Source organism: Pseudomonas sp. TH15, assembly GCF_016651105.1.
Classification (GTDB): Bacteria; Pseudomonadota; Gammaproteobacteria; order Pseudomonadales; family Pseudomonadaceae; genus Aquipseudomonas.
In genome coordinates this window covers 2385120-2410511 of record NZ_JAEKEL010000001.1, presented here as the reverse complement: position 1 = coordinate 2410511, position 25392 = coordinate 2385120, and the positions used below count along the sequence as shown (strand labels likewise).

At 58.7% G+C, this 25392-nt stretch carries 27 protein-coding genes; 2 read left to right on the top strand and 25 right to left on the bottom strand.

Annotation, left to right across the window (positions count from 1 at the left end):
- Nucleotides 1-6 precede the first annotated feature (6 nt).
- The 17 genes from JFT87_RS10780 to JFT87_RS10700 form a co-directional block, all read right to left on the bottom strand.
- Nucleotides 7-219: a tail protein X gene (locus JFT87_RS10780; RefSeq protein WP_201201136.1), complete on the bottom strand. Its 213-nt coding sequence runs from the start codon at nucleotides 217-219 to the stop codon at nucleotides 7-9.
- Nucleotides 212-595: a phage tail protein gene (locus JFT87_RS10775; RefSeq protein ID WP_201201134.1), complete on the bottom strand. Its 384-nt coding sequence runs from the start codon at nucleotides 593-595 to the stop codon at nucleotides 212-214. The genes JFT87_RS10780 and JFT87_RS10775 overlap by 8 nt, the downstream gene beginning before the upstream one ends.
- The gene (locus tag JFT87_RS10770; protein ID WP_201201132.1) at nucleotides 595-2934 is read right to left on the bottom strand and encodes a phage tail tape measure protein; all 2340 of its coding nucleotides are present in this window, start codon (nucleotides 2932-2934) and stop codon (nucleotides 595-597) included. Before JFT87_RS10770 ends, JFT87_RS10775 begins: the two co-directional genes overlap by 1 nt.
- Nucleotides 2935-3062: 128 nt before the next feature.
- A complete protein-coding gene (locus JFT87_RS10765; protein WP_201201130.1) occupies nucleotides 3063-3644 on the bottom strand; it encodes a phage tail assembly protein in 582 nt (193 codons plus the stop codon).
- Nucleotides 3645-3819: 175 nt separating this feature from the next.
- Nucleotides 3820-4326 (bottom strand): phage major tail tube protein, encoded by a 507-nt coding sequence (locus JFT87_RS10760; protein ID WP_085697357.1) that lies wholly within the window; start codon nucleotides 4324-4326, stop codon nucleotides 3820-3822.
- Complete coding sequence (locus JFT87_RS10755; RefSeq protein ID WP_150604687.1) at nucleotides 4326-5492, bottom strand: phage tail protein; 1167 nt, start codon at nucleotides 5490-5492, stop codon at nucleotides 4326-4328. Before JFT87_RS10755 ends, JFT87_RS10760 begins: the two co-directional genes overlap by 1 nt.
- 2 nt (nucleotides 5493-5494) lie before the next feature.
- The gene (locus tag JFT87_RS10750; RefSeq protein WP_201201129.1) at nucleotides 5495-5680 is read right to left on the bottom strand and encodes a hypothetical protein; all 186 of its coding nucleotides are present in this window, start codon (nucleotides 5678-5680) and stop codon (nucleotides 5495-5497) included.
- Nucleotides 5681-5781: 101 nt separating this feature from the next.
- Nucleotides 5782-6306: a DUF4376 domain-containing protein gene (locus JFT87_RS10745; protein WP_342367171.1), complete on the bottom strand. Its 525-nt coding sequence runs from the start codon at nucleotides 6304-6306 to the stop codon at nucleotides 5782-5784.
- A 9-nt stretch (nucleotides 6307-6315) separates the two neighbouring features.
- Nucleotides 6316-9027 carry a phage tail-collar fiber domain-containing protein gene (locus JFT87_RS10740; protein ID WP_201201128.1) on the bottom strand — a complete coding sequence of 904 codons (2712 nt, stop codon included), beginning with the start codon at nucleotides 9025-9027 and terminating at the stop codon, nucleotides 6316-6318.
- Complete coding sequence (locus JFT87_RS10735) at nucleotides 9028-9663, bottom strand: phage tail protein I (RefSeq protein WP_201201127.1); 636 nt, start codon at nucleotides 9661-9663, stop codon at nucleotides 9028-9030.
- Nucleotides 9660-10655, bottom strand: a complete 996-nt coding sequence (locus tag JFT87_RS10730; protein WP_201201126.1) for a baseplate J/gp47 family protein — start codon at nucleotides 10653-10655, stop codon at nucleotides 9660-9662. Before JFT87_RS10730 ends, JFT87_RS10735 begins: the two co-directional genes overlap by 4 nt.
- Nucleotides 10652-10984 carry a phage baseplate protein gene (locus JFT87_RS10725; protein ID WP_016985063.1) on the bottom strand — a complete coding sequence of 111 codons (333 nt, stop codon included), beginning with the start codon at nucleotides 10982-10984 and terminating at the stop codon, nucleotides 10652-10654. Before JFT87_RS10725 ends, JFT87_RS10730 begins: the two co-directional genes overlap by 4 nt.
- Before the next feature lie 14 nt (nucleotides 10985-10998).
- Nucleotides 10999-11607: a phage baseplate assembly protein V gene (locus tag JFT87_RS10720; RefSeq protein ID WP_201201125.1), complete on the bottom strand. Its 609-nt coding sequence runs from the start codon at nucleotides 11605-11607 to the stop codon at nucleotides 10999-11001.
- A gap of 3 nt (nucleotides 11608-11610) precedes the next feature.
- A complete protein-coding gene (locus JFT87_RS10715; RefSeq protein ID WP_201201124.1) occupies nucleotides 11611-12123 on the bottom strand; it encodes a hypothetical protein in 513 nt (170 codons plus the stop codon).
- 70 nt (nucleotides 12124-12193) lie between these two features.
- Nucleotides 12194-12532, bottom strand: coding sequence for a phage holin family protein (locus tag JFT87_RS10710; RefSeq protein ID WP_201201122.1), 339 nt, complete (start codon nucleotides 12530-12532; stop codon nucleotides 12194-12196).
- A 140-nt stretch (nucleotides 12533-12672) separates the two neighbouring features.
- The gene (locus JFT87_RS10705; protein WP_201201120.1) at nucleotides 12673-13077 is read right to left on the bottom strand and encodes a tail fiber assembly protein; all 405 of its coding nucleotides are present in this window, start codon (nucleotides 13075-13077) and stop codon (nucleotides 12673-12675) included.
- A gap of 511 nt (nucleotides 13078-13588) precedes the next feature.
- Nucleotides 13589-14323, bottom strand: coding sequence for a LexA family transcriptional regulator (locus tag JFT87_RS10700; RefSeq protein WP_201201119.1), 735 nt, complete (start codon nucleotides 14321-14323; stop codon nucleotides 13589-13591).
- Between the two features lie 220 nt (nucleotides 14324-14543).
- Here JFT87_RS10700 and mutS point away from each other — a divergent pair, with 220 nt between their 5' ends.
- Nucleotides 14544-17111: a DNA mismatch repair protein MutS gene (mutS, locus tag JFT87_RS10695; RefSeq protein WP_201205155.1), complete on the top strand. Its 2568-nt coding sequence runs from the start codon at nucleotides 14544-14546 to the stop codon at nucleotides 17109-17111.
- A gap of 142 nt (nucleotides 17112-17253) precedes the next feature.
- On the top strand, nucleotides 17254-17592 hold the full coding sequence (gene fdxA / locus JFT87_RS10690; protein ID WP_201201117.1) for a ferredoxin FdxA: 339 nt from the start codon (nucleotides 17254-17256) through the stop codon (nucleotides 17590-17592).
- 563 nt (nucleotides 17593-18155) lie between these two features.
- On the opposite strand, the gene rpoS is transcribed toward fdxA, so the two are convergent.
- The 8 genes from rpoS to JFT87_RS10650 form a co-directional block, all read right to left on the bottom strand.
- Nucleotides 18156-19163: an RNA polymerase sigma factor RpoS gene (rpoS, locus tag JFT87_RS10685; protein WP_201201115.1), complete on the bottom strand. Its 1008-nt coding sequence runs from the start codon at nucleotides 19161-19163 to the stop codon at nucleotides 18156-18158.
- Between the two features lie 105 nt (nucleotides 19164-19268).
- Nucleotides 19269-20126: a peptidoglycan DD-metalloendopeptidase family protein gene (locus JFT87_RS10680; protein WP_201201113.1), complete on the bottom strand. Its 858-nt coding sequence runs from the start codon at nucleotides 20124-20126 to the stop codon at nucleotides 19269-19271.
- 211 nt (nucleotides 20127-20337) lie between these two features.
- Nucleotides 20338-20973, bottom strand: coding sequence for a protein-L-isoaspartate(D-aspartate) O-methyltransferase (locus JFT87_RS10675; RefSeq protein WP_201195881.1), 636 nt, complete (start codon nucleotides 20971-20973; stop codon nucleotides 20338-20340).
- Between the two features lie 41 nt (nucleotides 20974-21014).
- Nucleotides 21015-21764, bottom strand: coding sequence for a 5'/3'-nucleotidase SurE (gene surE, locus JFT87_RS10670; protein ID WP_201201111.1), 750 nt, complete (start codon nucleotides 21762-21764; stop codon nucleotides 21015-21017).
- A complete protein-coding gene (truD, locus tag JFT87_RS10665; protein WP_201201109.1) occupies nucleotides 21752-22810 on the bottom strand; it encodes a tRNA pseudouridine(13) synthase TruD in 1059 nt (352 codons plus the stop codon). Before truD ends, surE begins: the two co-directional genes overlap by 13 nt.
- A complete protein-coding gene (gene ispF, locus JFT87_RS10660; protein WP_137808032.1) occupies nucleotides 22807-23280 on the bottom strand; it encodes a 2-C-methyl-D-erythritol 2,4-cyclodiphosphate synthase in 474 nt (157 codons plus the stop codon). The genes truD and ispF overlap by 4 nt, the downstream gene beginning before the upstream one ends.
- Nucleotides 23281-23333: 53 nt before the next feature.
- Nucleotides 23334-24179, bottom strand: a complete 846-nt coding sequence (gene fghA, locus JFT87_RS10655) for an S-formylglutathione hydrolase (protein ID WP_201201107.1) — start codon at nucleotides 24177-24179, stop codon at nucleotides 23334-23336.
- A gap of 8 nt (nucleotides 24180-24187) precedes the next feature.
- Complete coding sequence (locus JFT87_RS10650) at nucleotides 24188-25300, bottom strand: S-(hydroxymethyl)glutathione dehydrogenase/class III alcohol dehydrogenase (protein ID WP_201201105.1); 1113 nt, start codon at nucleotides 25298-25300, stop codon at nucleotides 24188-24190.
- Between the last annotated feature and the right edge of the window lie 92 nt (nucleotides 25301-25392).

Sequence of the window (25392 nt, the reverse complement as noted above, 5' to 3'; positions counted from 1 at the left end):
ACCTCCTTAGTCCCAGGCCAAAACCGGTTTGATCGCAGCGGGTCTGCTGTCGAGTTCGGGCAGCGTTACCCAGACGCCCGCCGGCAAAACCGGGCCGTATTCGGCCAAGTTCGAATTGAGCTTCCACAACGCTGCTTCGGCCTGATCGTCTGAGCGACCGGCCTCGCGGTAGAGCAACAGATTGACCGAATCACCGGCCACGCTTCGGACCTTACGCATTGTTGAACTCCGCTAATTCGAGTACCCACTTGATCACCATCGCGGTGCCGTCATCGATGACCTCGCTCTGGTTTTCCTGAACGCTGGTGATCCGCCACAAACCCCAGTTGCGACCGATGCCGTCGATCAACGGCAGCGGTATTCTCAAGGCTTGCAGCGCACGCAGTTCATCGAGCCGTTCCATGGCCACGGCGTACATCGAGGTGCCGCCAATGGTCAGGGTTTCGGGCTTCTGCCCGGTCTGATGAGACTTGGGTTTGCTAGTAAGGATCGGCAATTCAGTCCAGCCACCATCGGATTTTCGCGCCAGCGTGCTGTAGGCAAATTCGCGGGACAGGCCGAAGATGAAACTGCCAAGTGCCATTTGTTGTTTCATCAGGCGACTCCATCGGTGAGGGCTGCGTCACGGCGGGTGGCGAGGGGGTTGGTGCTTATCACCGGAACAAACTGGCTGTTGAAATGGTTTTGCATGACCTGCGAGATCATTGCGCCAACCTTCTCGGAACTGGCCACTTCGCTGCCGCTGATCTGTATCGACGGCGCATAGGTGATTTGCTGGTTTTGGGTCTGCGCGCTAGACAGGTCTTTCGCAACCTGCGCCGGTGGCGCGAGTTTGTCCTCAGGCGGTGTCGCCAGTTGCTCCCCCAGATAGGATCCGAGCATTCCACCCAAGGTCCCACCAATGAAAGTACCGATGCCCGGCGCAATGAACGTGCCGATGGTGGCGCCAATAGCGGTTCCAGCCAGTTCGCCGGCGGCGCCTTTTACCGCTTTATCATCGCCCTCTCGCCAGCCTTTCAGCCCCGTGTACGCAGCATGAGCGATGGCCAGTGGCGCACCGACCTTGACGAAGGGCATTGCTTTGGCAATCGAAGGCATGGCCCTTGCGCCAACCCCCTCAGCCAGAGAAGCGAGTTTGACGGCCGGCCCTTTTAGTTTGGAGCTCAGCTTGCTGCCAGCGATGTCATCGCCCCAGAGCTTGAGCCCGATTTTCACCTGATCAAAAAGCGGCGCGACTTTGGCCGTCATACCTGCCAAGCGACCTCCTCCGGTGACGCGTGGGACAGTCGCACGAGCCGGTGCTCTGACCAGTGAGCGTCGACCGGGTCCACGACCTGGGCGTTTCTTGCCCCGGCGTCCATCGCCATCGTCATCGCCGGTAATTGCGTCGGCAATATCAGTCGGTAATCGCGTCGTCGCCAGACGCAACAGCTTTTTGGCAACCAGGTCGAGCACCGACGCCACGCCCAACTTCAACGCGCCGCCCACAAACGGTAAAGCTGCAACACCAAGCAGAACCAGGCCGGCAGTGAGTGCCGGAAGCGCCTCTACTGCGGCGCTCACACCCTTGACCAGCGACGTGAGAACCACCGCCGCGCCATCGGTTAAAGGAGCCAAGGCGTTGCCTAACCCTGCGGACAACCGATCAAGGCTCGCATCCAGTGCATTCCATCGCGCTTGCGATGTATTCGATTGCGCCAGCGAGGCCTGATTAAGCGCGCCCCCCTCTTCACCATGAACCGAACTCGCATAGCTTTGTTTGTCTGCAACCAGAGAAAACGCGCGTTGCACTTCACCGGTGTTCTCCAACAATTGAATAATCGGCCGGTCGACTGTGAACAGCGTCTTTGACAAACCCAATTGTTGACCAGGATTTTGCTGTTTAAGTGCTTCAAGCACCTTCTGGATTGTGTCAGGGGCATTGGCTTTCATATTGGCAGCCAGGGTTTCTGGATTGAACCCCAACTGCACCATCGCCGCCTGTTGAGAGGGCGTGGCCTTATCCCCCAAGGCCAGGGTCGTGGTGATTTTTTCGAACGCCACTCCGGCATCCGCCCGATTGACGCCTGCATTGAGCAACGCCGCAGAAAACGCTGCCGATTCCTCGACTGACAATCCGGCCCGTTTTCCCGACGCACCGTAACTGCCGAGAATCGCGCCGATGTCAGCCATCGGAGCACTCAGGCTAGCGCCGAGCACAGTGACGGCGTCGGCCAAATCGAGCGTTTGTGGTCGTTCAAGGCTCATCGAGGTACGCCAGCCGATCAACATATCGGCGGTGTCCAGTGCCTTCATTCCAAACGCTGTTGCGGTGACGCCTGTGTCTCGGGTGAAGTCCACCAGGTTTTTTCGCCCGGCAACCGGATCAACGTTGCCCTTGCCATCGAGCGGACGCCCCACCCCTGCCCTTGCGGCGGCGAGCTTGACGTCGATCAGATCAAGGGCGGTGGTTCCGCCCGCGGCGACTTTTCCTTCAGTGGCCATTTTCTCCAGCATGACCAACTGAGATTGACGCTGATGATTATCAAGCCCTTCAACCCGGCCAAGCTTCGTCATCGCAGCGTCGAGCTCGATGGTCGTTTGCAAACGCTTAGGCGGAAGATCGCCAGCATCCGCGCTTCGCGGTGTTCTTTGCTCACTGCCAGCGGCCGCAGCGCCCAATTGCGCTTGGCGATCATTCATTGCCTGTTGCAACGAGCGCTGCGAGGTCAACACCTCGTGTATCGATCCCAGCACATCCCTGAGCTGGATCTGTTCTGCCGTCAAATTGCGCAGCTCGACGGTGGCATCGATCAACGCCAGACTCAGCCCGGCAAACCCACCGTCAAGCCTTGCCGCAGCAGCCGGTTCAGCCCCCGCCCCAGACAATGCCGTAGACGTCAGGGCCCCTTGATTGACCTTCGCGAACGTCAACGCATAGTTATCATCTGCCATGCCGCTCTACTCCTGTTTCACGCCAAGGCGAGTGATCGCTATGTCGTAGCGGCGCAACGCCTTTTCGGCGTCCCATTCCAGAATCTCCGCCTCACTTACCGGGTAAATGAGCGGGACGATATCGAGGATTACTTCGATGTCGCGTTCCGAAAGTAGGCCGCCGGCTGGTTTAAAAAATCGTCTATGCGCACCTGCAATTGCGTCCAGTCCGGGACGGTCAGTTGGGCCAGATCGGGGATCATCAGGCCAGCGCAATGAGCAGTGATGAACTCGGCGCGTTCCTTGGCCGTTTTCAGTTTTTTCATCACTTTGGTGGCGCGCAGCACGGGCATTTCCAGGCTCAGCGAGGTGACGGTGCGGCCGGTGACAGCAAGCGGTTGCAGCAGCTGGATCTGATCGGGATCGGCGGATTTTTCCGCGTCTTCGACCTGATCGAGGAAGTACGCCGTCGGACGGGTCGACATCTCGTGCACGTACTGGGCGATGCTCACATAGTCCGGGCGCTTGAGCTGGTCGAGTTCCTTGACCGACAGGCCGGTGGCGAGCAGCGCCAGTTCGAAGAACTGATCGTCTTCGTCATCACCGGCACGTTCCAGCGCTTCTTTTTGCGCGGCGTAGAACAGCGGTTTGAGCTGGATCTGTTCGATCTGCGAGCCGTCATCGCCAGTGATCGGCGACAGCAAATCATGCTTGGGTGGCATCCACGACATGAATGAATTCCTTGGTGATTCTTGAGAGGGGTGTTGCATAGGTAGGCCAGTCAACCGGCCTCAGTGTGGGAGCGAGCTTGCTCGCGAAAGCGGTGTGTCTGGCACATAAATGTTGAATGCGCCGTCGCCTTCGCGAGCAGGCTCGCTCCCACAGGTTTTGCGGTGCAGTGAGGGATTACGGCATCAGCACCGCACGGCGGGCATCACCGAGGATGTCGACGCCGTTGAGCACGAACTTCTGGGTGCGCACGTCGATGTCGATCACCGGCACGCCGTTTTCCAGGCGGTTGTAGGTGCGGCAGGACAGTTCGAGGTTGGTTTTGGGTTTCTCACCCATCTTCACTGCGGTTTCTTCCAGGGATTTCAGCTTGCCGCCGACGGTGTGGTAGGTGAACCAGGTATTGCCGTCCTGGTCCTGACCGGCTTCACGCACGTTCAGCAGGATGTCGTCGCCCAGCTTCACACCCAGTGCGAGCATGACTTCTGTGCCCATGCCTTGCAGGGTCAGCTTGGCGTTAAGGGCTTTGCCGCCCTTGGCCATTTCTTCGACGATGAAGCGGCCGCCACGCATTTCTTCCACGTCGAATTCGATCTTCGGCGGAGTGAATTCCTCAACGGTCGCCGACAACGGCAGGCCTTGCAGGGTGGCCGCGATGGCCTGTCTTACGCGGTTGGTAAACATTAGAGAACGTCCTCCAGGAACTGCTCGATGATTTCATCGCGGGCGTTGAGTTGATAAACCATGTGTTCGTTCGGCGCGTAGCGGCCGTAGTCGATGACCACGTACCAGGTGCCGTTCTTGTACTTCTCGACGCTGTTGAGTTCCGGGTGCAGATAGACGCTGCCGCCAGGAATGGTTTCGTCGGCGACCAGGGTCTGCAGCCAGTCGTTGATGCGCTTGACCTCTTGATCCATGAACGACTTGGTGAGGTTCTTGGCCATGGCTTTCTGGCCGGCCTTGACCAGCTTGCGGCTGATCGCATCTTCCAGACCGACGTAGCTGATGAACTTGCCGGTGATCGAGCGGTTACCCAGCAAAGAGAAGCCGCCGAGCACGGTGCGGGCGTAGTAGCTGACGCCGTAGCGGTTAAGCAGATCGCCTTCGGTGGAGGTGTCGAGAATGTTGTACTCGACGACCCGCGACACGTCTTCGGCATAGGTCACCTGGTTGCCCGGGCTCTCCCATTGCTTGACCTTGGCCAGCGCGGCAATCGCCAGGCTGGAAGGCGACAGAAAGACGTTTTTCTTCGCCGCTTTCGAATACACGGCCGGCATGTTATGCACCACCAGGCAACGGTCGAAACCGAGGTCGGCGCCGCCCAGCTCCTGGCTGTACAGCACTTGATCAGCGACCGAAGCGTCCTTGCCGTCCAGCACCACACGGGCCTTGATGCGCTTGCCGAACGAGGCGAACTCGCTGGCCACCGCTTTGGTGCCGGTGAAGCCCGGCGCGCCGATGATGGTCAGGTCTTCCGGGACACTGCCCAGCGCGGCCAGACCGAGCTTGCGGCCGGTCGCCGGCTCGACGCCGCCGATCACTGCGTTAACGGTGTCGGCCGGGGTCGCGCCCGCTTCGACGATCACCACGTACACCGGCACCTTGACCACTTTGAGAATCTGGTAAACCGCGTGGTACAGGGTGCCCTCTTCCGAACCGGTCGGATCGAGCAACGCGTGGGTGGTGAAGCTGTTGATACGGAACGGCGCGTTACGCGGAATCAGCGGATCGGCCTTCGGCGCGGTGCCGACCAGACCGATGACGTTGTCACCCAGACCACCCATGGCCTCGGGGGATTCAGTGGCATTGACGGTAATGCCGTTGTGCTCGAAGTTCAAAACCTCAGCCATGGTTAGTCAGCCTTCTTGGCAGCGGCCTTTTTGGCCTGAGTGGAGGGAGTTTTCAGTTCCAGTCGACCGGCGAACTGCAAGGCACTGGCCTCGACGTCGAGCAGATCAAGGTCTTGACCGACGCTCGACCAGTGCCCACCGCCGGTGGGGAATGGAACGAGCACGGTGTAGGTTTGGCGGGTTGCCATTTTTCGTTTCTCCATAAACGGGAAAGCCCCTCGTGGGGAGGGGCTTGGCGGGTGTTGAATATTGTTGGGCGGACAAGAAAACGCCCCGGGGTTCGGGGCGTTTATCTTAGATTTTCAGAATCAGGCGACGACGAGTCCGGCCAGCCTTCAGCGAGCATTTCGTCGCGATAGGTCCCCGCAGAGACGGCTTCAAGCAACGTTTTCTCCCGATCAAAACAGGCTTGTACGTGCGTCCGCACCGCCTTCGCGATGTCGATAATTCGCGGAGCACCGATCTCGACGAATCCTCTCACTGTTTTGAAATTACAGCGGTATTCAGGATCAAGGACTACAGACAAACCCATGCTGGCAATCAGAGCTTGGCTATCTCGCGTGGTATCGATCAACAAACTGTCGACGTTGATACCTACCGCTTCGCGTTTGTAGCGTTCAGCGGTGATCAGCTCTGCTGTCGTTGGTAGCTCAGGGTCCAATAGCGTATGCATGACGAGCCAAGCGAGATAGCGCGGATCATCTTCTTTGACCACACCCTGATTGGGCCAAACCTCTTCATCGCATTGGTTCTCACCAAACACGGACCGTATCGCGAGCTGATCGCTATCAGTGAACTGCACAAAAATTTCCACAAACGCTCCTTAGATTGTGTATCCGGTGATAACCACTTCAAAGGTCGCCACGCCACTAGTAGCGGAGAGCACGTAATGAAGCGTCTGCGGCGTTGTTAACGGGATCAGTGGGAACGCACTTTGCACGCCACCGCCAGAGCCAGCAGAAGGGTTACTGCTTATCCCGACGGAGCCAATTCCTGAAACACCGCCTAAACCCGCATAAGAATTTACGCCTGACATTGAGTTTCGAATCGAATAACTCCCCTGGCAGCGCTTTGCATTCAGCGGAACGCTACTGCCGATGGTAAACGGTGAATAATCAGAGCGACCGCCAGTCGTGACGAATACAGGTCCCCCCGTGTAAGTGAAGAGCCCAGCCTCTTGTCGCCCAATCACAAACTGGCCGTTAGCGTTCGTTGGCCACACACTTACCAGCGCCGAGAAGGTGAACCCCGCAAGCGCAGCAGAGTCACCGTTGTACATGACAGGCGCAAGTACAGTCGTAGCATTGACTGCCGCAATCCCTGAAACTTTGGTTTCGGGATTGTAAAGCGCATAAAGTGCGAGGTAGCCAGGCGCAGGGGTTGCACCAACATCCATGGAGCCCAAGCCTTTGATAACGGCAGAAAGATCAATCGGCTTACTGAAATTACGCAGCGTTTTGGTTCTGCCGTTCGCATCTCCGACAACGACTTCATCGACATTGAACGTCGCAGTTGCTGAGGCTAACGGTACCGACATCCTGTCGCCCCGCATGGACCCAACAACAGGTCCGTTCAAACTCAGCATATCGACGAGAGTCGCCAGTGCGGCGATATCGATACTTCCTTGGTTGACCGGGGCGTTCCAGGCTTTGATGCACCACATGACTGCAATGTTTCGAGGTCGTGCCTCTGCTCCACCCGATGCTTTGGTTACGACATCGTCAGTATTATTGTACTGCTGTAGATAATTTCGTCTGACGTCTCCAGCCGCGAAAATATCGGCGATGACATCGTAAGTTGTCGCATGTATGTGGGATTTATTGTCGTCAGCTTGCCAACTACCAATGCCACGTCCTGTATCCACACCACGTCCATGATCCCAGCCACGCAAGAATTCACCGCGTGACTCAGGCAACCGGAAATTCCCGGCGCCCTCATTGCCCTTGTTGTAAGTGGTACCGAGAAAAGCGGCTAGATCCGGATAGGTCGCAATGCTCTGCACACTGCCATCCAGCTCCAGATAACCGGGAGCTACGATTCCTGTCGGGAACGCCAGAACAGCGCCAACCGGAACGGCGGATTTAAGTCGTTCGACTTCCTTGGCCAGTGCGGCTACATCGATGGTTCCCTGATTGACCGGGGCATTCCAGGCTTTGATGCACCACATGACGGCGATGTTGCGCGGCCGTGTTTCAGTTCCACCAGTGCTTCCGGTTACGCCTTGGGCTGCCCGCCAATTTGAAACAGGCACACCGGCACTATTCGCCTGAACAATTTCGCTTCCCGAATACGATGTCGAATGCGTATGCGCCCTTAGCATGTCAGCCTGAACACTGCCCAAATCCCGACCAACATCAACCCCACGCCCATGATCCCAGCCGCGCAAGAATTCCCCGCGAGCTTCAGGTAACCGGAAATTGCCAACACCCTCATCACCCTTGTTGAACTTGCCGCCCAGATAAGCGCTCAAGTCTGGGTAAGTTGCGCTGCTCTTGACGCTGTTATCCAGCTCCAGAAAACCCGGCGGTGGCGAGTCAACCGGGAACGCAACAATCGAACCCACCGGCAACGCCGATGCCTTGGCGATCAGCGCCTCAACTTCAGCCTTGGTGTACGAATCCTTGATGCCAAACCCGGCCAGCGTCTCGGGATTCGCCCCGGCAGTCGCCCGGCCATATTCGTCAACAGTCAGACTCTTGTAAGTACCGGCAGCAATCCCGGTGCGCCCTGCCAGCATCTTGAAGGTCAGCGCGGTAGTGCCGAGGGTGATCGGCGCATTGGTGGTCAGGTGCCACAGCGAATCACCGTTGGCCGTGCCCTCCTCCACCATGACCGTCAGGCCCGGCGTAACCTTGGCGCTGCTGTTGGCATCGGTCGCCCGCACCCAGTCGCCGTTGGCAACGATCCACAGGCCGTTGTCCTTGGCCAGCGTCTGATTCGGCAGCAACACGCGGTCGCCAGCAATCACAGCCACACCGTCAATCTGTTGCGCACCGTTCAATACGATGTTGGTAGAGGCCGCGACGCGCACCGATTGCTTGCCATCCAGTTTGCCAAGCTCTTCCGCGAGGTAACTCATGACCCAGGCACGTGTGGCTTTAACCACCGTGTCATCAATCAACAACGTCACCAGCGATGCATTGCTAGTCTCGAAGATCGAGCGAATGTAAAACTCTTTCCCCGAGCCTGATGTAGCCAACACCGGTTTGAACGACTCCGGATATTTAACGATGGCGTAGAGAACGCCAGTGTCGGTCCACAACCCGGCCTCACGCACGTACCAGCCGCCAACGTCAGGAGGGATGGTCACTTCGGCGAGCAGCCAACTCGGGTTCTTCTCGTCCTGGAAGAGTGCATTGAGCGGCCCGCGCCAGACTTCGCGTTTCAGCGCCGTGGCGGTCGCGGCCGGGTTGTAGACCGAGCCGCCGCCATCGCCGACAGAAATCTGCGTCAACTTGATCGGCGTGCCCGCGGCCTTGCACGCCGTTTCGTAGGCAATCCCTGCGTTGGTGAGCAGGGTGTAATAGTCAGCCATTCAGGCCCCCTGAGGATAAATAGTGGATGTTTCGACGGTGTACATGCCAGCAGCCAGGAACGCCTCTCCCGAGGTTTCGAGCCCTTCGATGAACACCGGATAAACCGTGGTCAGTTCGCCGCAAAATGTCGCTGCGCCGATGTAATGACTGCCGAATGCGCTCAGCCCGACCGAGACCGACAGCACATCGCGTTCGCTTTTGGCATCAGCCAGGCGTCGGTCGAGACGGGCGTCGATTTCTTCGCTGTAGGGTTGGTCGCTGAAGGCACGCACGGAAAAGCTGTAGGGCGTGCCTAGTGGCGTTTGCTCGTACCAGGCGCGGATCTCCGGGCGCAGTTGCAAACCCTTGGCGGCGTTTTCCAGTGCCTTGCGAGTGCCGGCCTGGCGCGCGGTGGGCCAGGCGAGTTCGACGGTGAGGCGTTTTTCCGCTTCCGGTGCGGCGGTGCTCCATTCGGCGACGCCGCGATCCGCTGCCAGATACGGCAAAAACGCGACAGGCGTTTCACTCGGATTCATAAGCTCGGGAAACGGCGGCGCGATGCGATCCAGCAAAGCGCCGAAGCCCAGATCCAGTCCTCGTTCGAGGGCTGAGCTGTTGGCCGGCAGCAGCGTCGGGCGCTGAATTTGCTCACTCATAGGGTCAGCACCTCGACTTCAACTGATGTGCAGTACGGCGCTTGAAAAGCGCTGCACACAACCGGCGTCAGCGGTTCAACAATCTGCAATTGCACGGCGCCGGCGCTGTGCAGCGTGTAGTCGATCCAGCTCGGATCGACCCGGCCTTCGAGGCGATGACAACTGTCGGCATAGGCCTGCAACTGGTGTTGCGCAGCGACCTTGGTCAGGCCCGAATCAGGGCCGGAATTGATCTTGGCGACGACGCGGATTTTATAGCGCTGAATGTCGGCGGCCTGCACGGTGACGAGGTCGGTTTCAGGGCGCACATCCGGCCGGGCGAAGTGTTGGCGGACACCTTCAAGCAACGCCTCGGAAGGCGTGCCATCGCCGTCGCGCGACAGTACCGTGACCTGCACTTCGCCGGGCGCGGTGCGGCGGCCATTGCCGTCCTTGACCTGCGCAGCGAGGCCGTCCGGGTTGAAGGTGTAAGTGACGTTGACTACACCGGCATCGGTGGATTCGACTTTGACCGTCGGCCGTTCGCCAAGGGTGAAGACTTCGCGGCGATACTGCATCCGCGAGCCCGCTGCCGGGGCGTGCGGCGCCAGGTAATAACGCAGACGAGCGTCGTCATCACTTTCATAAATCGCTGGCACCGGCGGGAAGGCCGCCGGGTCGCCCGGATCGAGCAACTGTCGCTCCAGGCCCATGTCCGCCAAGCGCGCATCGAGGTTGCTGCCGGTCGCCCACCACGCCAGCATCTGCTTGATGCGAGCGTTGTATTTGCGTTCGTGGGTTTGCAGCCGAACACAGAAGGCCTCGAGCGCCATTGTCAGCAACTCGCTTTCGTTTTCCAGGCTGGTCTTGAGTTTCGCTGCGCTGTCCGGCGCTCGCGCACCGACGTATTCGATGACGAACGTCTTGAACTCGGCGAGCAGTTCTTCGAAAGCCTCAACGGTGATCAGCGAGGGTTCGGCCAATTGGTTCTGGCCGGGAATCAACATGCTCATGTCACAACCTCGAAAGTCTGTTGGCGATTTTTCCAGGTGCCGGCGAAACGCAGCAGCAGACCGGCGCCCTGACGGCTGGCGACGATCACTTGCGGCTGAAAATCATCGATGCCGTTTTGCTTGTTATAGAACGCTTGCGCCGCATGGCTCTGCGCCAAAAGCAGGACGTCATCGCCGAGGTTCTGCCCCAACAGCGTGGGGATCAGCGATCCGTACAAAGGCCGTTTTTGCCGGGTGCCCAGCGGCGTGGTCAGGGCCCGGGTCGCGCGCTGCACAAACTGCAGCCAGTCGTCGACCGTGGCCCCGCTGTCTCTATCGATTCCGATCATGGAAGGCTCTTGAATCAGGGGCTGATGACGCGGCCCTGGTGATCGACCAATGGGCCGCTGAAGTGCACGCCCGAAGCGTCAATGGTGAGGCCGACGACACCCAATTGCAGGGTGATCAGCTGCGGCGTCATCGTCAGTTGCGCCGGGCCGATATTCATTGCAAGCGACTCGCGAGAACCGCTGAAAGCTGCCGGGCCGTTCTGCCAGTGCAGGATATGAGTGGCGTCGTCGTAGCCGCTTTCGCTGCCGTCCTGATGCACTCGACGGGTCAGCGTCGGCACCGTCGCGGCGGGTGGAAACCGGTCGCTGTTCAAGCCGAACAACGCCACCGATTGCGCACCGCTTTCGCCACTGCCGTAGTTGAACAGCAGGCACTGCTCGCCCACCGTTGGAATCCGCGACTCGCTTTGCGCGCCGGCACTCGGGTTGAAGAATTTGATAGCGGGCGTCAACAAGCCACCGTGACTGACCTGGCAGGTATTGCTGGCGGCATCGACTGACTGGCAAATGCCGATGCGACAAAAACTCTCGGCGCGTCGGTGCAAGTCATCGATCTCCGCCTCCATCTCGGCAAGCCGCTCGATGATCGGGCCGAGTTGCATGCGCAGCATTGCGTCGAACATCGGTCAGCCCTCCAGCGCAGTGTATTGATCGGGATCGTCGATGTTGCTGACTTCCCAGGTTCGGGCAAATTTCGGCGTGCCCAACGGGTCGTCGAGCAAGGTCGGACCGAGGTAAAGCGTCTGATCGAACGTCAAAGTCCAGGCCTTGTATTGCTGGCCCAACAATGACGGCAAACCATCGATATTCATCGGCAGATCACATTGTTCACCGGGCAGACCCCAACGGTTGTCGGTGATCAGATTTTTCAGTACGGCGACCAGATCGCACGCTGCAAACGCGGTCGCAGCAAGCGCCGGGATGACTTGCAATGACAACGTCATGACATGAGCAATACGCCCATCAGCGGGGCGCAATCCAGATGCATTTCGGTCGAAATCGATCAGCACCCAGGCCTGATCGCCAGGAGCAGTGAAATCGTCGTGCTTGCCAACAAAGATGTTGAGCCCCGGGGTGTTGCGCAGCGTCGTCGCGATGGCTGTGAACAGTTGCGACGGCTGCTGGATCGGTGTGGGCATACATGACCTCCTTCTCAATCGTCCACGCGCAGTCCTGCCGCCCAAAGGGCGGCACGAAGAATATTCAAGGTTAAGGCTGGTCGCGGGGTGGAACTTCGCACACACCAATCCGCTTGGCCGCCCAACGCTCATACAAACCGATGGCCACATCCGCGCCGGCCATCGCCGTAAGACAGCCAAACGCGCACGCGGTCCAGATCGACACGCCGGCGGCGTACAGCAACATGATTGCCGAGACCCCGCAGATCACACAGGCCCCGGAGCGCAACGCCAGGCGCCGCAACAGCGCCCAGCCTCGGGCGCCTTCCTTGTCGGCGCGCCACATTTCGCCGGATACCCCGCCCACCAGGGCGAGGACGATGACCAGCCAGATCGGCATGTCCGCTAACGCTTGTTGCTCGTTTGTCATGTCACGCCTCCTGGGGTGATTGATGAGTGGTATGTATTGGATTCAAACGCTTTCTCTTGAGGTAGGCATTCCAAAAAGCCCGGCGCTGGGCCGGGCTTTTCAGTAATGCGCTCTCAGGCTTTTTACTTCAGTAACGACTGTCAGTAAGGGGCTACCGGCCAGATGATGTTTGCCGGATATTCCGACTGTTTATCGATGTCGCTAAGTGCGATCGAGTATTGCTTGTGGGCCAGCAACAGGGCTTGCTCTTCTGCCGTGGCAATACCAATGTCAGATTTAAACTGAAGCGAGTTCATCAGCAGCCAGCTGGCCGCGGAGTTCAGCAGTTGCCACTTCTGTTGCTCGGCTTCGTTGCGCAAGTCCTCATCGGAGGGCGGTGTAAACGTCCATACGCCAATGAAGCTCGCCTTCCAGCCCACACGAATTTCGGTATTGCCGGTGACATCCACCCAGGCGGAAGTCGGCGAAGCAGGCGCGTCAGGGCTGACGTCGGCTTCTTTCAATTGGGTAACTTTGTTGTATTCAACTAATGCATAGAGGTTCATTTTCTGACTCCTGGATTTGTTGTTTGCGATGGATGTTGTGACGAGATCTGGCAGGCATTCCAAAAAGCCCGGCGCTGGGCCGGGCTTTTCAGTAATGCGGTCCTTCGCCTTCCTTTAATCCTGTGTACAAAAAGGAAGCTGACTTTTCGGCGCTACTGGCGCGGTACGAGTCCATTCAAATTGTTTTTCCGACCGCGGTCCCTGCCCGCCGGATAACTGCTTCTGGTGCTTTACGCTGCACACCCGGGTCAGTTGCCAACCCTCTGAACCGTTGAGGCCGGTTCATCGCTGCCTTTGTGGTGGAACTAAAGAGCTTCGTTTCGAGCCGCTTTGTTGAGCGGCTTGGGATACAGAGTATGCATGGATGCATATACAGTCAATGCGTAAATGCATTTATTTATGCGCATAAAATGCACAAACGCATGGAAGCCCCAAAAACAAAGGCGCTGGTGGTTTTATGCAGGCGAAAAAAAACCCGCCGAGGGGCGGGTTTTAGCGGACAGCTATGAGGTTAGCGGGCGTACATGCCCCACCAGAAGACGTGACCGAGGATGACAATCTGCTCTTCCTGGATTTCCTGGAAGGTGTAGTCCTCATCCGGATGCTCATCGCGATTGAAGCTGCGCAGACGGATACCGGTCGGCAGACGATAGAGCTGTTTTACCCGCAACTGGCCGTTATGGTTGATGGCGTACAGGTCGCCATCGACGATGTCGCCAATCCCGCATTTACCGGCGTTCACGCCGACGGTGGCGCCATCGCGCAGCACCGGCAACATGCTGTTGCCGCGCACTGTCACGCATTTGGCCTGGTCGAACTGCACGCCGTTGTGACGCAGACTGCGCTTGCCGAAGCGCAAGCTAGAGCGCTCGCTTTCTTCGATGACGAATCTTCCTGATCCTGCAGCCAATTCAACCTCGCGAAGAAAGGGGACCGACACCTCGTCATCATCGACAGGGGTATCGTCGTCCCACAAGCTTATGTCCTTGAGTTCGGAATGTAGTTGATCGCGCGCAGCAGCGGCGGCCGGCGCGACATCCGCGCGCCCGCGCAACTGATCGGTGCTCACAGAGAAGTACTCGGCAATCTTCGAGATATGTTTATCCGAAGGATCGACGATCTTCCCACTGAGAATCCGCGAGAGAGTGGATTGAGGCACGCCGGTGCGACGGTGAAGCTCCGTGGGGGAGATCCCGTGCTGATCGAGCAGTGCTCTTAAGACAGTAGAAACGTTGCGTTTTTGCATAACGCGAATAGTGCTTGATCTTTTTCCGGAAAACAAATGCTGATATGCATAAAAACGCATGAAATGTGAATAAATGCAGAAATGTGCCACAAGACTTTGATGCCTGCGTCTGGCAGACCGCTCATGTTAACCTTGCGCCCATCGCGGAAAAGCCGGGCCGATGCCCCTCCTTTGCCCTACACCTTTCAACGAGTTTTCCTGATTTCCGATGAATAAAGCTATCTCCGATCTGTCCTCGCACACGCCGATGATGCAGCAATACTGGCGCCTGAAGAACCAGCACCCCGACCAGCTGATGTTCTACCGCATGGGTGACTTCTACGAGATCTTCTATGAAGACGCGAAGAAGGCCGCCAAGTTGCTGGACATCACCCTCACCGCCCGCGGGCAGTCGGCCGGCCAGGCGATTCCGATGTGTGGGATTCCTTACCACGCCGCCGAAGGCTACCTGGCGAAACTGGTCAAGCTCGGCGAGTCGGTAGTGATCTGTGAGCAGGTCGGCGACCCGGCCACCAGCAAAGGGCCGGTGGATCGTCAGGTGGTGCGGATCATCACGCCGGGTACGGTCAGTGATGAAGCGCTGCTGGATGAGCGTCGGGACAACCTGATCGCAGCGGTGCTGGGTGACGAGCGTCTGTTCGGGCTGGCGGTGCTGGACATCACCAGCGGCAACTTCAGCGTGCTGGAAATCAAAGGCTGGGAAAACCTGCTGGCGGAACTGGAGCGGGTCAACCCGGTAGAGCTGATGATCCCGGATGACTGGCCAAAGGATCTGCCGGCGGAAAAACGCCGTGGGGTTCGTCGTCGTGCACCGTGGGATTTCGAGCGTGATACGGCGCTGAAAAGTCTCTGCCAGCAGTTTTCCACCCAGGACCTTAAAGGCTTCGGTTGCGAGAACCTGACCCTGGCCATCGGCGCCGCCGGTTGCCTGCTCAGCTACGCCAAGGAAACCCAGCGCACCGCCCTGCCGCACTTGCGTAGCCTGCGTCATGAACGCCTGGACGACACCGTGGTGCTGGACGGCGCGAGCCGTCGCAACCTGGAGCTCGACACCAACCTGGCCGGCGGTCGCGAGAACACCCTGCAATCGGTGGTCGATCGCTGCCAGACCGCCATGGGCAGCCGTTTGCTGACCCGTTGGTTGAACCGTCCACTGCGGGACTTGACCGTGTTGCTCGCGCGTCAGACTTCGATCACCTGCCTGCTCGACGGCTACCGCTTCGAGAAGCTGCAACCACAGCTCAAGGAAATCGGCGACATCGAGCGGATTCTGGCGCGGATCGGTCTGCGCAATGCCCGTCCTCGTGACTTGGCGCGTCTGCGCGACGCCCTCGGTGCACTGCCCGAGCTGCAAGTGGCGATGACCGAGTTGGAAGCCCCGCACATTATTCAACTGGCCGCGACTACCAGCACCTACCCGGAACTGGCGGCGTTGCTGGAAAAAGCCATTATTGACAACCCGCCGGCCGTCATCCGTGACGGCGGCGTATTGAAAACCGGTTACGACGCCGAGCTGGACGACCTGCAATCGCTCAGCGAAAACGCCGGGCAGTTCCTGATCGACCTCGAAGCCCGCGAGAAGGCCCGCACTGGCCTGTCGCACCTGAAAGTCGGCTACAACCGCATTCACGGTTACTTCATCGAGTTGCCAAGCAAGCAGGCCGAGTCGGCGCCAGCGGACTACATCCGTCGCCAGACGCTCAAAGGCGCCGAGCGTTTCATCACGCCGGAGCTGAAGGCGTTCGAAGACAAGGCGTTGTCGGCCAAGAGCCGCGCGCTGGCCCGCGAGAAGATGCTCTATGAAGCGCTGCTCGAAGACCTGATTTCGCAACTGCCGCCGTTGCAAGACACCGCCGCCGCACTGGCCGAGCTGGACGTGCTGAGCAACCTCGCCGAGCGAGCGCTGAACCTCGACCTGAACTGCCCGCGCTTCGTCAGCGAGCCGTGCATGCGCATCAGCCAGGGTCGTCACCCGGTGGTCGAGCAGGTGCTGAGCACGCCGTTCGTGGCCAACGACCTGAGCCTTGATGACAACACCCGCATGCTGGTGATCACTGGTCCGAACATGGGCGGTAAATCCACCTACATGCGCCAGACCGCGTTGATCGTGTTGTTGGCGCACATCGGCAGCTTCGTTCCGGCGGCCAGTTGTGAATTGTCCTTGGTGGACCGGATCTTTACCCGGATCGGTTCCAGTGATGACTTGGCCGGTGGCCGTTCGACCTTCATGGTCGAGATGAGTGAAACCGCAAACATCCTGCACAACGCCACCGAACGCAGCCTGGTGCTGATGGATGAAGTCGGACGCGGTACGAGCACCTTCGACGGTCTGTCGCTGGCATGGGCCGCCGCCGAGCGTCTGGCGTATCTACGCGCCTACACGCTGTTCGCCACCCACTACTTCGAATTGACCGTGTTGCCGGAAGCCCAGCCGCTGGTGGCTAACGTGCACCTCAACGCGACCGAGCACAACGAACGCATCGTGTTCCTGCACCACGTGTTACCGGGGCCTGCCAGCCAGAGCTACGGCCTGGCGGTTGCGCAATTGGCCGGCGTGCCGAGCGAAGTGATCGTGCGTGCCCGCGAGCATTTGGGTCGCCTGGAAGCCACCGCCCTGCCGCACGAGGTGCCCAAGGCCGTCAAAGGTAAACCGGCTGCGCCGCAGCAGAGCGACATGTTCGCCAGTCTGCCGCATCCAGTGCTGGATGAGCTGGCCAAACTGGATCTGGACGATATGAGTCCACGTCGTGCGTTAGAAATGCTCTATACACTAAAGACACGGATCTAACGCACTTGCGTGCAAGCTGTTAGAATCTCGCGCGGTTTGGGATGCTGCTGGCTAATAGCCTGGCCAGCAGACTATCGCTCCCGAACCTGGCGACCCCAACGTGAAGGGGCTCCGCTGCCGCCGCCTGAGGAGAAAATTAGAAATGACCTTCGTCGTCACCGACAACTGCATCAAGTGCAAGTACACCGACTGCGTAGAAGTCTGTCCGGTGGACTGCTTTTACGAAGGCCCGAACTTCCTGGTGATTCACCCGGATGAGTGCATCGACTGCGCACTGTGCGAACCAGAATGCCCGGCCGTGGCCATCTTCTCCGAGGATGAAGTCCCGGAAGAGATGCAGGAATTCATTCAGCTGAACGTTGATCTGGCCGAAATCTGGCCGAACATCACCGAGAAGAAAGAATCGATGCCTGATGCGGAAGCGTTTGATCGCGTGCTTAACAAATCTGTAGGCAGCAAGCTGAAAGACCTCGAACGCTGATTACCCCGCGTTCTTGAAAAGGCCCCTTGTGGGCCTTTTTGCTTTTCCGGGATTGAAAGATCAAAAGATCGCAGCCTTCGGCAGCTCCTACGCGCCTGTGGGCGCCGCCGAAGGCTGCGATCTTTTGATCTTGCTTTTCTACAGGCAAAAAAAGGGGCGGTTTGACCCGCCCACATTTTTTCCCTATTCCTTGTATTCCTTTTCATCGTCCTGATGAACCGCGTCCTGCGATGTCCTTTCCCCTCTTCCTTGAAGGGCGTGTCTATCCGTCGACACAACCCAGATACTAGAGAATTCCCCGGCAAGAGCAATCGACCGCTGACGCTGAAACTCACTGTCATATGCCGTTAATAAAATTAAATACCTATATAAATCAGCTATTTAAATTCAGCTCACAATTCAAATAGACGACTACCAACCTCTAAAAATACCGAACACTTACGAAAGAGTAAGCCAAGTCTTACAACGCTAGACTACAAACCTGAGCTGGCGTCCTGCCGTTCTCCCAGGCAACAAAAAGCCCCGAACCAGTCGGGGCTTTTTGGTGCCGTTGAGTGAATGCCTTATTGAAACAGCGACTCGCTCGACAGGCCGTTCTTCTCGAGAATCTCCCGAAGGCGTTTAAGCCCTTCCACCTGGATTTGCCTGACCCGCTCCCGGGTAAGGCCGATTTCCAGGCCTACATCTTCAAGCGTGCTGCTCTCGTGACCACGCAGGCCGAAGCGGCGAATCACCACCTCACGCTGCTTGTCGGTCAACTCCGAGAGCCACTGATCGATGCTCTGGGACAGGTCATCGTCCTGCAACAGTTCGCATGGATCGGTTGGACGATCGTCGGTTAGGGTGTCCAGCAGGGTTTTATCCGAATCCGGACCCAGCGAGACGTCGACCGAAGAAACCCGCTCGTTCAGGCCCAGCATGCGCTTGACCTCGCCTACCGGTTTTTCCAGCAGGTTGGCGATTTCTTCGGGTGAAGGTTCGTGATCGAGCTTTTGCGTCAACTCCCGTGCAGCCCGCAGGTACACGTTGAGCTCTTTGACCACATGGATCGGCAACCGGATGGTCCGGGTCTGATTCATGATCGCGCGCTCGATGGTCTGACGAATCCACCAGGTTGCGTAGGTCGAAAAGCGGAAGCCGCGCTCGGGGTCGAACTTTTCCACTGCCCGGATCAGGCCGAGGTTGCCCTCTTCGATCAGGTCCAGCAGCGACAAACCACGATTGACGTAACGCCGGGCGATTTTCACCACCAGCCGCAGGTTGCTTTCAATCATGCGTTTGCGCCCGGCCGGATCGCCACTTTGCGACAGGCGCGCAAAATGAACTTCTTCTTCCGGAGAGAGCAGCGGGGAAAAGCCGATTTCATTGAGGTACAGCTGCGTGGCATCGAGTGCCCGCGTGTAGTCGATGTACTTGTGTTGTTTTAGCGAAGCGGAGTGTTTGGATTTGGCGCGAACGGAAGGTGGAGTAGCCCCTTCATCATTCGACATCGAATCCGTAGCGATGCCGGTCTCCATAAGGAGAACCTCATCGTCGATGTCAAACTCCGGCACTTCTTTACTGAGAGCCATTGTTATAGTCCTTTGGTGAGTTCGACCTCAAGCTCAAGCGGCGCCTTTATCCTTGGCAACGCTGGAGCCTGTTCCCTCTACGTGACGGAACAGGCTGACAACAAATCAACGACGTGGCAGGAATTGCAGCGGATCTACAGGTTTACCTTGTCGGCGAATCTCAAAATGCAGTTTCACCCGGTCTGTACCCGTTGACCCCATTTCGGCAATTGTCTGTCCGACTTTGACCTGCTGCCCCTCCCGAACCAACAGCCTGCGGTTATGTCCGTAGGCACTGACGTAGGTATCGCTGTGTTTGATGATGACTAATTCGCCGTAGCCCCTTAAGCCACTCCCGGCGTATACCACCGTCCCATCAGACGCAGCTAAAACAGGCTGTCCCAAATCCCCGGCGATATCAATTCCTTTATTCAAACTACCGTTTGAAGAGAATTTTCCAATTAATATGCCATTAGATGGCCATCCCCAGCCGGTTGGGGCCGGGCCCGCTGGAGGCAGCGGTGCAGGTGCCGGCTTGTTGGCGACGGACGGTGCAACCACTGCTGTGCTGGTGGTTGTGCCATTTGCCTGACGTCGGATTACCGTGGTTTTCAGCGACGACGAAGGCGTTGAATCGGACGAACTGGCCACCTCCGTCGGCGTTGAACCGGTACGACCATCGAAGCGAATTGTCTGACCCGGATGGATCGTATAGGGCGTAGGAATATTGTTCCGTGCTGCGAGGGCTTTGTAGTCCCAACCGTAGCGAAAAGCGATCGAGAACAGGGTGTCTTTCGGCCGAACGACGTACTGACCCGTGGTCACGGCCGGTCGCTGAGCGACGGCTTTGTTGCGATCCACCACGCCTACGGAACTCGATTTGGTACTGGAGCAACCGACCAGCAACGTGCTCAAGACAAGGCCAGTCACCAGGCGCTGAAAGCTTGTTGTACCCATACGCTGCGCAATGACTGTGAGACTCACCCGCCGCTCCCTTTGTGGTGGCTGAAATTGTGGATTGCCGTGTTCCGGCACGAAATGTCGCAAGTATAACGGGCCGTACAGGCTTTACCTTTAATGAAGCGAAATTGCTTCACGCACACGTTTGCTACCCGCCGATAAATCCCGTTTAACCAATCGATGCCGGAGTAAGACCCGAACAATCGAATAGAATTCAGCGCGCAAAAACAAATGCTCAGGCCAGTGGCCCATGGAGCAACGGCACGAAGCGCACAGCCCCCAGAACACGCCTGGAAAAGCCCTGTTCTTCACGGATGATCAGCATCAATTGCTGGACCTCACCGGAGCCGACCGGAATTACCAGTCGCCCGCCCGGCGCCAACTGATCGAGCAGTGCCTGGGGCACGTCGGTGGCGACAGCGGTGACGATAATGCCGTTATAGGGTGCCAGTGCCGGCCAGCCTTCCCAGCCATCGCCCCAACGGAATACCACGTTGCGCAGGTTCAGTTCGACCAAGCGCTCCTTGGCCCGGTCCTGCAGGACCTTGATGCGCTCCACGGAAAACACCCGTTCCACCAGTTGCGACAGCACGGCGGTCTGGTAACCCGAACCGGTGCCGATCTCCATCACCTTGTCCAGAGGACCTGCCTCCAGCAGCAGCTCGCTCATGCGGGCCACCATATAAGGCTGGGAGATGGTCTGGTTATTGCCGATCGGCAGCGCCGTGTCCTCGTAGGCGCGGTGAGCCAGTGCCTCATCGACGAACAGGTGACGCGGTGTACGGCGGATGACCTCCAGCACCTTGGCGTTGGAAATCCCCTCTTCATACAGCCGCTGAATGAGGCGCTCGCGGGTCCGCTGAGAGGTCATCCCGATGCCGCGACGCAGCATATCGTCTTGTTCACGGCCCATTAGCGCAGCCCCTCCAGCCAGCCATCGAGACTTCTGAAGGCATCGTTGAAGGTGCGATCCAGTTGTAATGGAGTGATCGAAACATAGCCCTGCATCACTGCATGGAAATCGGTGCCCGGGCCGCCGTCTTCGGCGTCACCTGCGGCAGCAATCCAGTAACCGGACTTGCCTCGCGGGTCGACGACTTTCAATGGCGCCGCAGCGCGGGCGCGATGCCCGAGGCGGGTCAACTGTATACCGCGGATGTGGTCCAGCGGCAGGTTGGGAATATTCACGTTCAGCACCGTGCGCGGTGGCAACTGGAGGTCAGCATGGGCTTCGACCAGTTTGCGCGCAAAGTAGGCAGCTGTGGGAAGGTTCTCTACTTGTCGTGAGACCAACGAAAAGGCAAACGAAGGCCGTTCCAGGAAGCGACCTTCAAGGGCCGCCGCCACGGTACCGGAGTACAAAACGTCGTCCCCCAGGTTAGCGCCCAGGTTAATACCGGAAACCACCATGTCCGGTTCGCGCTCCAGCAAGCCGTTAAGGCCCAGGTGCACGCAATCGGTGGGTGTGCCGTTGAGGCTGATAAAGCCATTGGCCAGGGTTTGCGGGTGCAACGGACGGTCGAGCGTCAGCGAACTGCTGGCGCCACTTTTGTCCTGGTCCGGGGCGATAACCACGCACTCGGTGTAATCCGCCAGCGCAGCATAAAGCGCGGCGAGACCGGGTGCGGTTACCCCATCGTCGTTAGATATCAGAATACGCATGGGCTGTCCGTCTGCCCCACCGGCACCAGATCGACGAGTTCGCGCACCAATACGGTGGCGAAGCATCCGGCCGGGAGGACGAATTCCAGTTGCAGAATGTCAGGCTCGGGATAATGCCACGTCAACCCACCAATGGGCAGCCGCAGGATGCGACGTTCGTGGCTCATACCGGCGTTAATCAACCAATCGCGCAAGTCTGCTTCGCGGCTGGCGATTTCCTGCTCCAGTTCATGGACAGCGCCCGTGGCCGGCGAGTCACCTTCGCCCCACTGAGGGCCGGTCGGATGCAGGTCAAGAATCGCCAGGCGCGGATCGCTGCATTCAGCTTCACCGGCCGGAAAGAAGCTGCGACTGTCGGTGAAGGCCAGCAAATCACCCACCAACGCACGCTGCCAGGTGCCATCCGCCACACGCGCCGCCAGCACTTGGTTAAACAGGAAACTGCGAGCGGTGGAGAGCAGGCGCGAGCGAACGTTGCGCTGCTCCGGCAACGCCTTGCGTGCAGCCCAGCCGCGCGCGTCAACGACGTTACCGCCGTCAAACCCAAAGCGCTGGGAGCCGAAATAATTTGGAATACCTTGCTTGGCAATCAATTGCAGGCGTTCTTCGATCGCAGCCTTGTCACCAGCAAACTGGGTCAGGCGCAAGGTGAAGCCATTGGCCGAGTGAGCACCGCGTTGCAGCTTGCGCTTGTGCCGGCCGGTCTTGAGGATCTTCAGCGTGTCGTTTTCTGCTGCCGACAGATCCGGATCGGCCTTGCCCGGCAGTTGCACACTGAACCACTGGCGAGTCAGCGCCTGACGATCCTTCAGGCCCGCATAACTGACGGTGCGCAACGGCACGCCGGCCGCCTTGGCAATCCGTCGTGCGGCTTCTTCGGTGTTCAGACCGCGCTTTTCAACCCAGATCCACAGGTGTTCGCCATCGCCGCTGAGCGGGATATTGAGCACTTCATCGACCTGGAAATCTTCCGCAGTGGCTTTCAGTACCGCCGTGCCGAGGGCTTCGCCATAGGCTCGCGGGCCGAGCAATTGCAATTCGTTCATGCGCGCAGCAACAAGGCAACGGAATGCACGGCAATGCCTTCTTCGCGACCGACAAAGCCAAGCTTTTCGGTGGTGGTAGCTTTCACGTTCACTTGATCCAACTCAACTTGAAGATCCGCGGCAATCAGAGCGCGCATCGATTCGATATGCGGGGCCATTTTCGGCGCCTGGGCGACGATGGTGTTATCCACATTGCCGACTTTCCAGCCCTTGGCGTGGATCAGTGCGACGACGTGACGCAACAGCACGCGGCTATCCGCGCCTTTGAATTTTGGGTCGGTGTCCGGGAAGTGCTTGCCGATATCACCCAACGCAGCCGCGCCGAGCAAGGCATCGCTCAAGGCGTGCAGCAGGACGTCACCGTCGGAGTGAGCGAGCAGCCCGAAGCCGTGTGCAATGCGCACGCCGCCCAGAGTAATGAAATCGCCTTCAGCGAAACGGTGCACATCATAGCCGTGGCCAATACGCATAAAAAAACGCCCCGATTTTTGTCAGGGCGTGATTCTACCTGCTTTGTCGGACATTAGGCGCCTAGAGCGCGCGCATGATGCTGTAAGTGATCGTCGATGAAACTGGCGATGAAGAAATAGCTGTGGTCGTAGCCCGGTTGCAGGCGCAACGTCAGCGGATGACCGGCCAGTTTGGCCGCCTGTTGCAGGGCTTCAGGCTTGAGCTGGTTGGCGAGGAAATCGTCGCGATCACCTTGGTCGACCAGCAACGGTAGCTTCTCGGCAGCCTCGGCGATCAGGGCGCACGCATCCCATTCGCGCCACTTGGAACGGTCTTCACCCAGGTAGCGGGAGAAGGCCTTTTGGCCCCACGGGCAATCCATCGGATTGTTGATCGGCGAAAACGCCGACACCGACTGATAACGCCCCGGATTACGCAGCGCGCAGACCAGCGCACCGTGGCCACCCATGGAGTGGCCGCTGATGCCGCGTTTGTCAGACGCCGGGAAATGCGCCTCGACCAATGCCGGCAATTCCTGCACGACATAGTCATGCATCCGATAGTGTCGCGACCACGGTTCCTGCGTGGCATTCAGATAGAAACCGGCACCCAGGCCAAAGTCCCAGGCGCCATCCGGATCACCCGGCACATCGGCGCCGCGCGGGCTGGTGTCCGGTGCGACGATGATCAACCCCAGCTCGGCGGCCATGCGCATGGCACCAGCCTTGTGCATGAAGTTTTCGTCGGTGCAGGTCAGGCCGGACAACCAGTACAGCACCGGCAGTTTGCCGCCCTGCTCCGCTTGCGGCGGCAGGTACACGGCGAACACCATGTCGCAGCCGAGCACGTCGGAGCGGTGCCGGTAGCGTTTATGCCAGCCGCCGAAGCTCTTCTGGCAGGAGATATTTTCCAAGCTCATGACCGACCTCAGAAATGGATGACGGAACGGATGCTCTCGCCTTCATGCATCAGGTCAAACGCCTTGTTGATATCTTCCAGGCCCATGGTGTGGGTGATGAAGGTATCCAGCGGGATCTCGCCGGTCGCGGCCATTTCCACGTAGCTTGGCAGCTCGGTACGACCGCGCACGCCGCCGAACGCAGAACCGCGCCAGACGCGACCGGTGACCAGCTGGAACGGACGGGTCGAGATTTCCTGGCCGGCACCGGCCACACCGATGATGACCGACTCGCCCCAACCCTTGTGGCAGCACTCAAGTGCCGCACGCATCAATTGGACGTTGCCGATGCACTCGAAGGAAAAGTCGACGCCGCCATCGGTCATGTCGACGATGACGTCCTGGATCGGTGTGTCGTAGTCCTTGGGGTTGATGAAGTCGGTAGCGCCCAATTGCCTGGCAATCTCGAACTTGGCCGGGTTGATATCGATCGCAATTATTCGACCGGCCTTGGCCATGGTGGCGCCGATTATGGCGGCCAGGCCGATGCCGCCCAGACCGAAGATCGCCACGCTGGCGCCCTCCTCCACTTTGGCCGTGTTGAGCACCGCACCAATGCCGGTCGTCACACCGCAGCCCAGCAGGCAGACCTTTTCCAGCGGCGCCTCTTTCGGAATTTTGGCCACGGAGATTTCCGGCAGCACGGTGTACTCGGAGAAGGTCGAAGTGCCCATGTAGTGGAAAATCGGCTGCCCCTTGTAGGAAAAGCGCGAAGTGCCATCCGGCATCAGGCCTTTGCCTTGAGTGGCGCGAATCGCCTGGCAGAGGTTGGTTTTGCCCGACAGGCAGAATTTGCACTGGCGGCATTCCGGGGTGTACAGCGGGATCACATGATCACCGACAGCGACCGACGTTACGCCCTCGCCGATGGCTTCAACCACAGCGCCACCTTCGTGACCGAGGATCGACGGGAAGATGCCTTCCGGATCCGCTCCGGACAAGGTGTAGGCGTCCGTGTGGCAAACACCGGAAGCCACGACGCGCAGCAGGACTTCACCGGCCTTGGGCATGGCGACATCGACTTCAACGATCTCAAGGGGTTTCTTGGCCTCGAAGGCAACGGCGGCGCGCGACTTGATCATGCTGACTCTCCAGTGAATAAAAACGAGACAAGGAGTGTAATACACAGCCTTACGATGAATAATCGGGGCAAATGCAAAATATTATTGCCGTA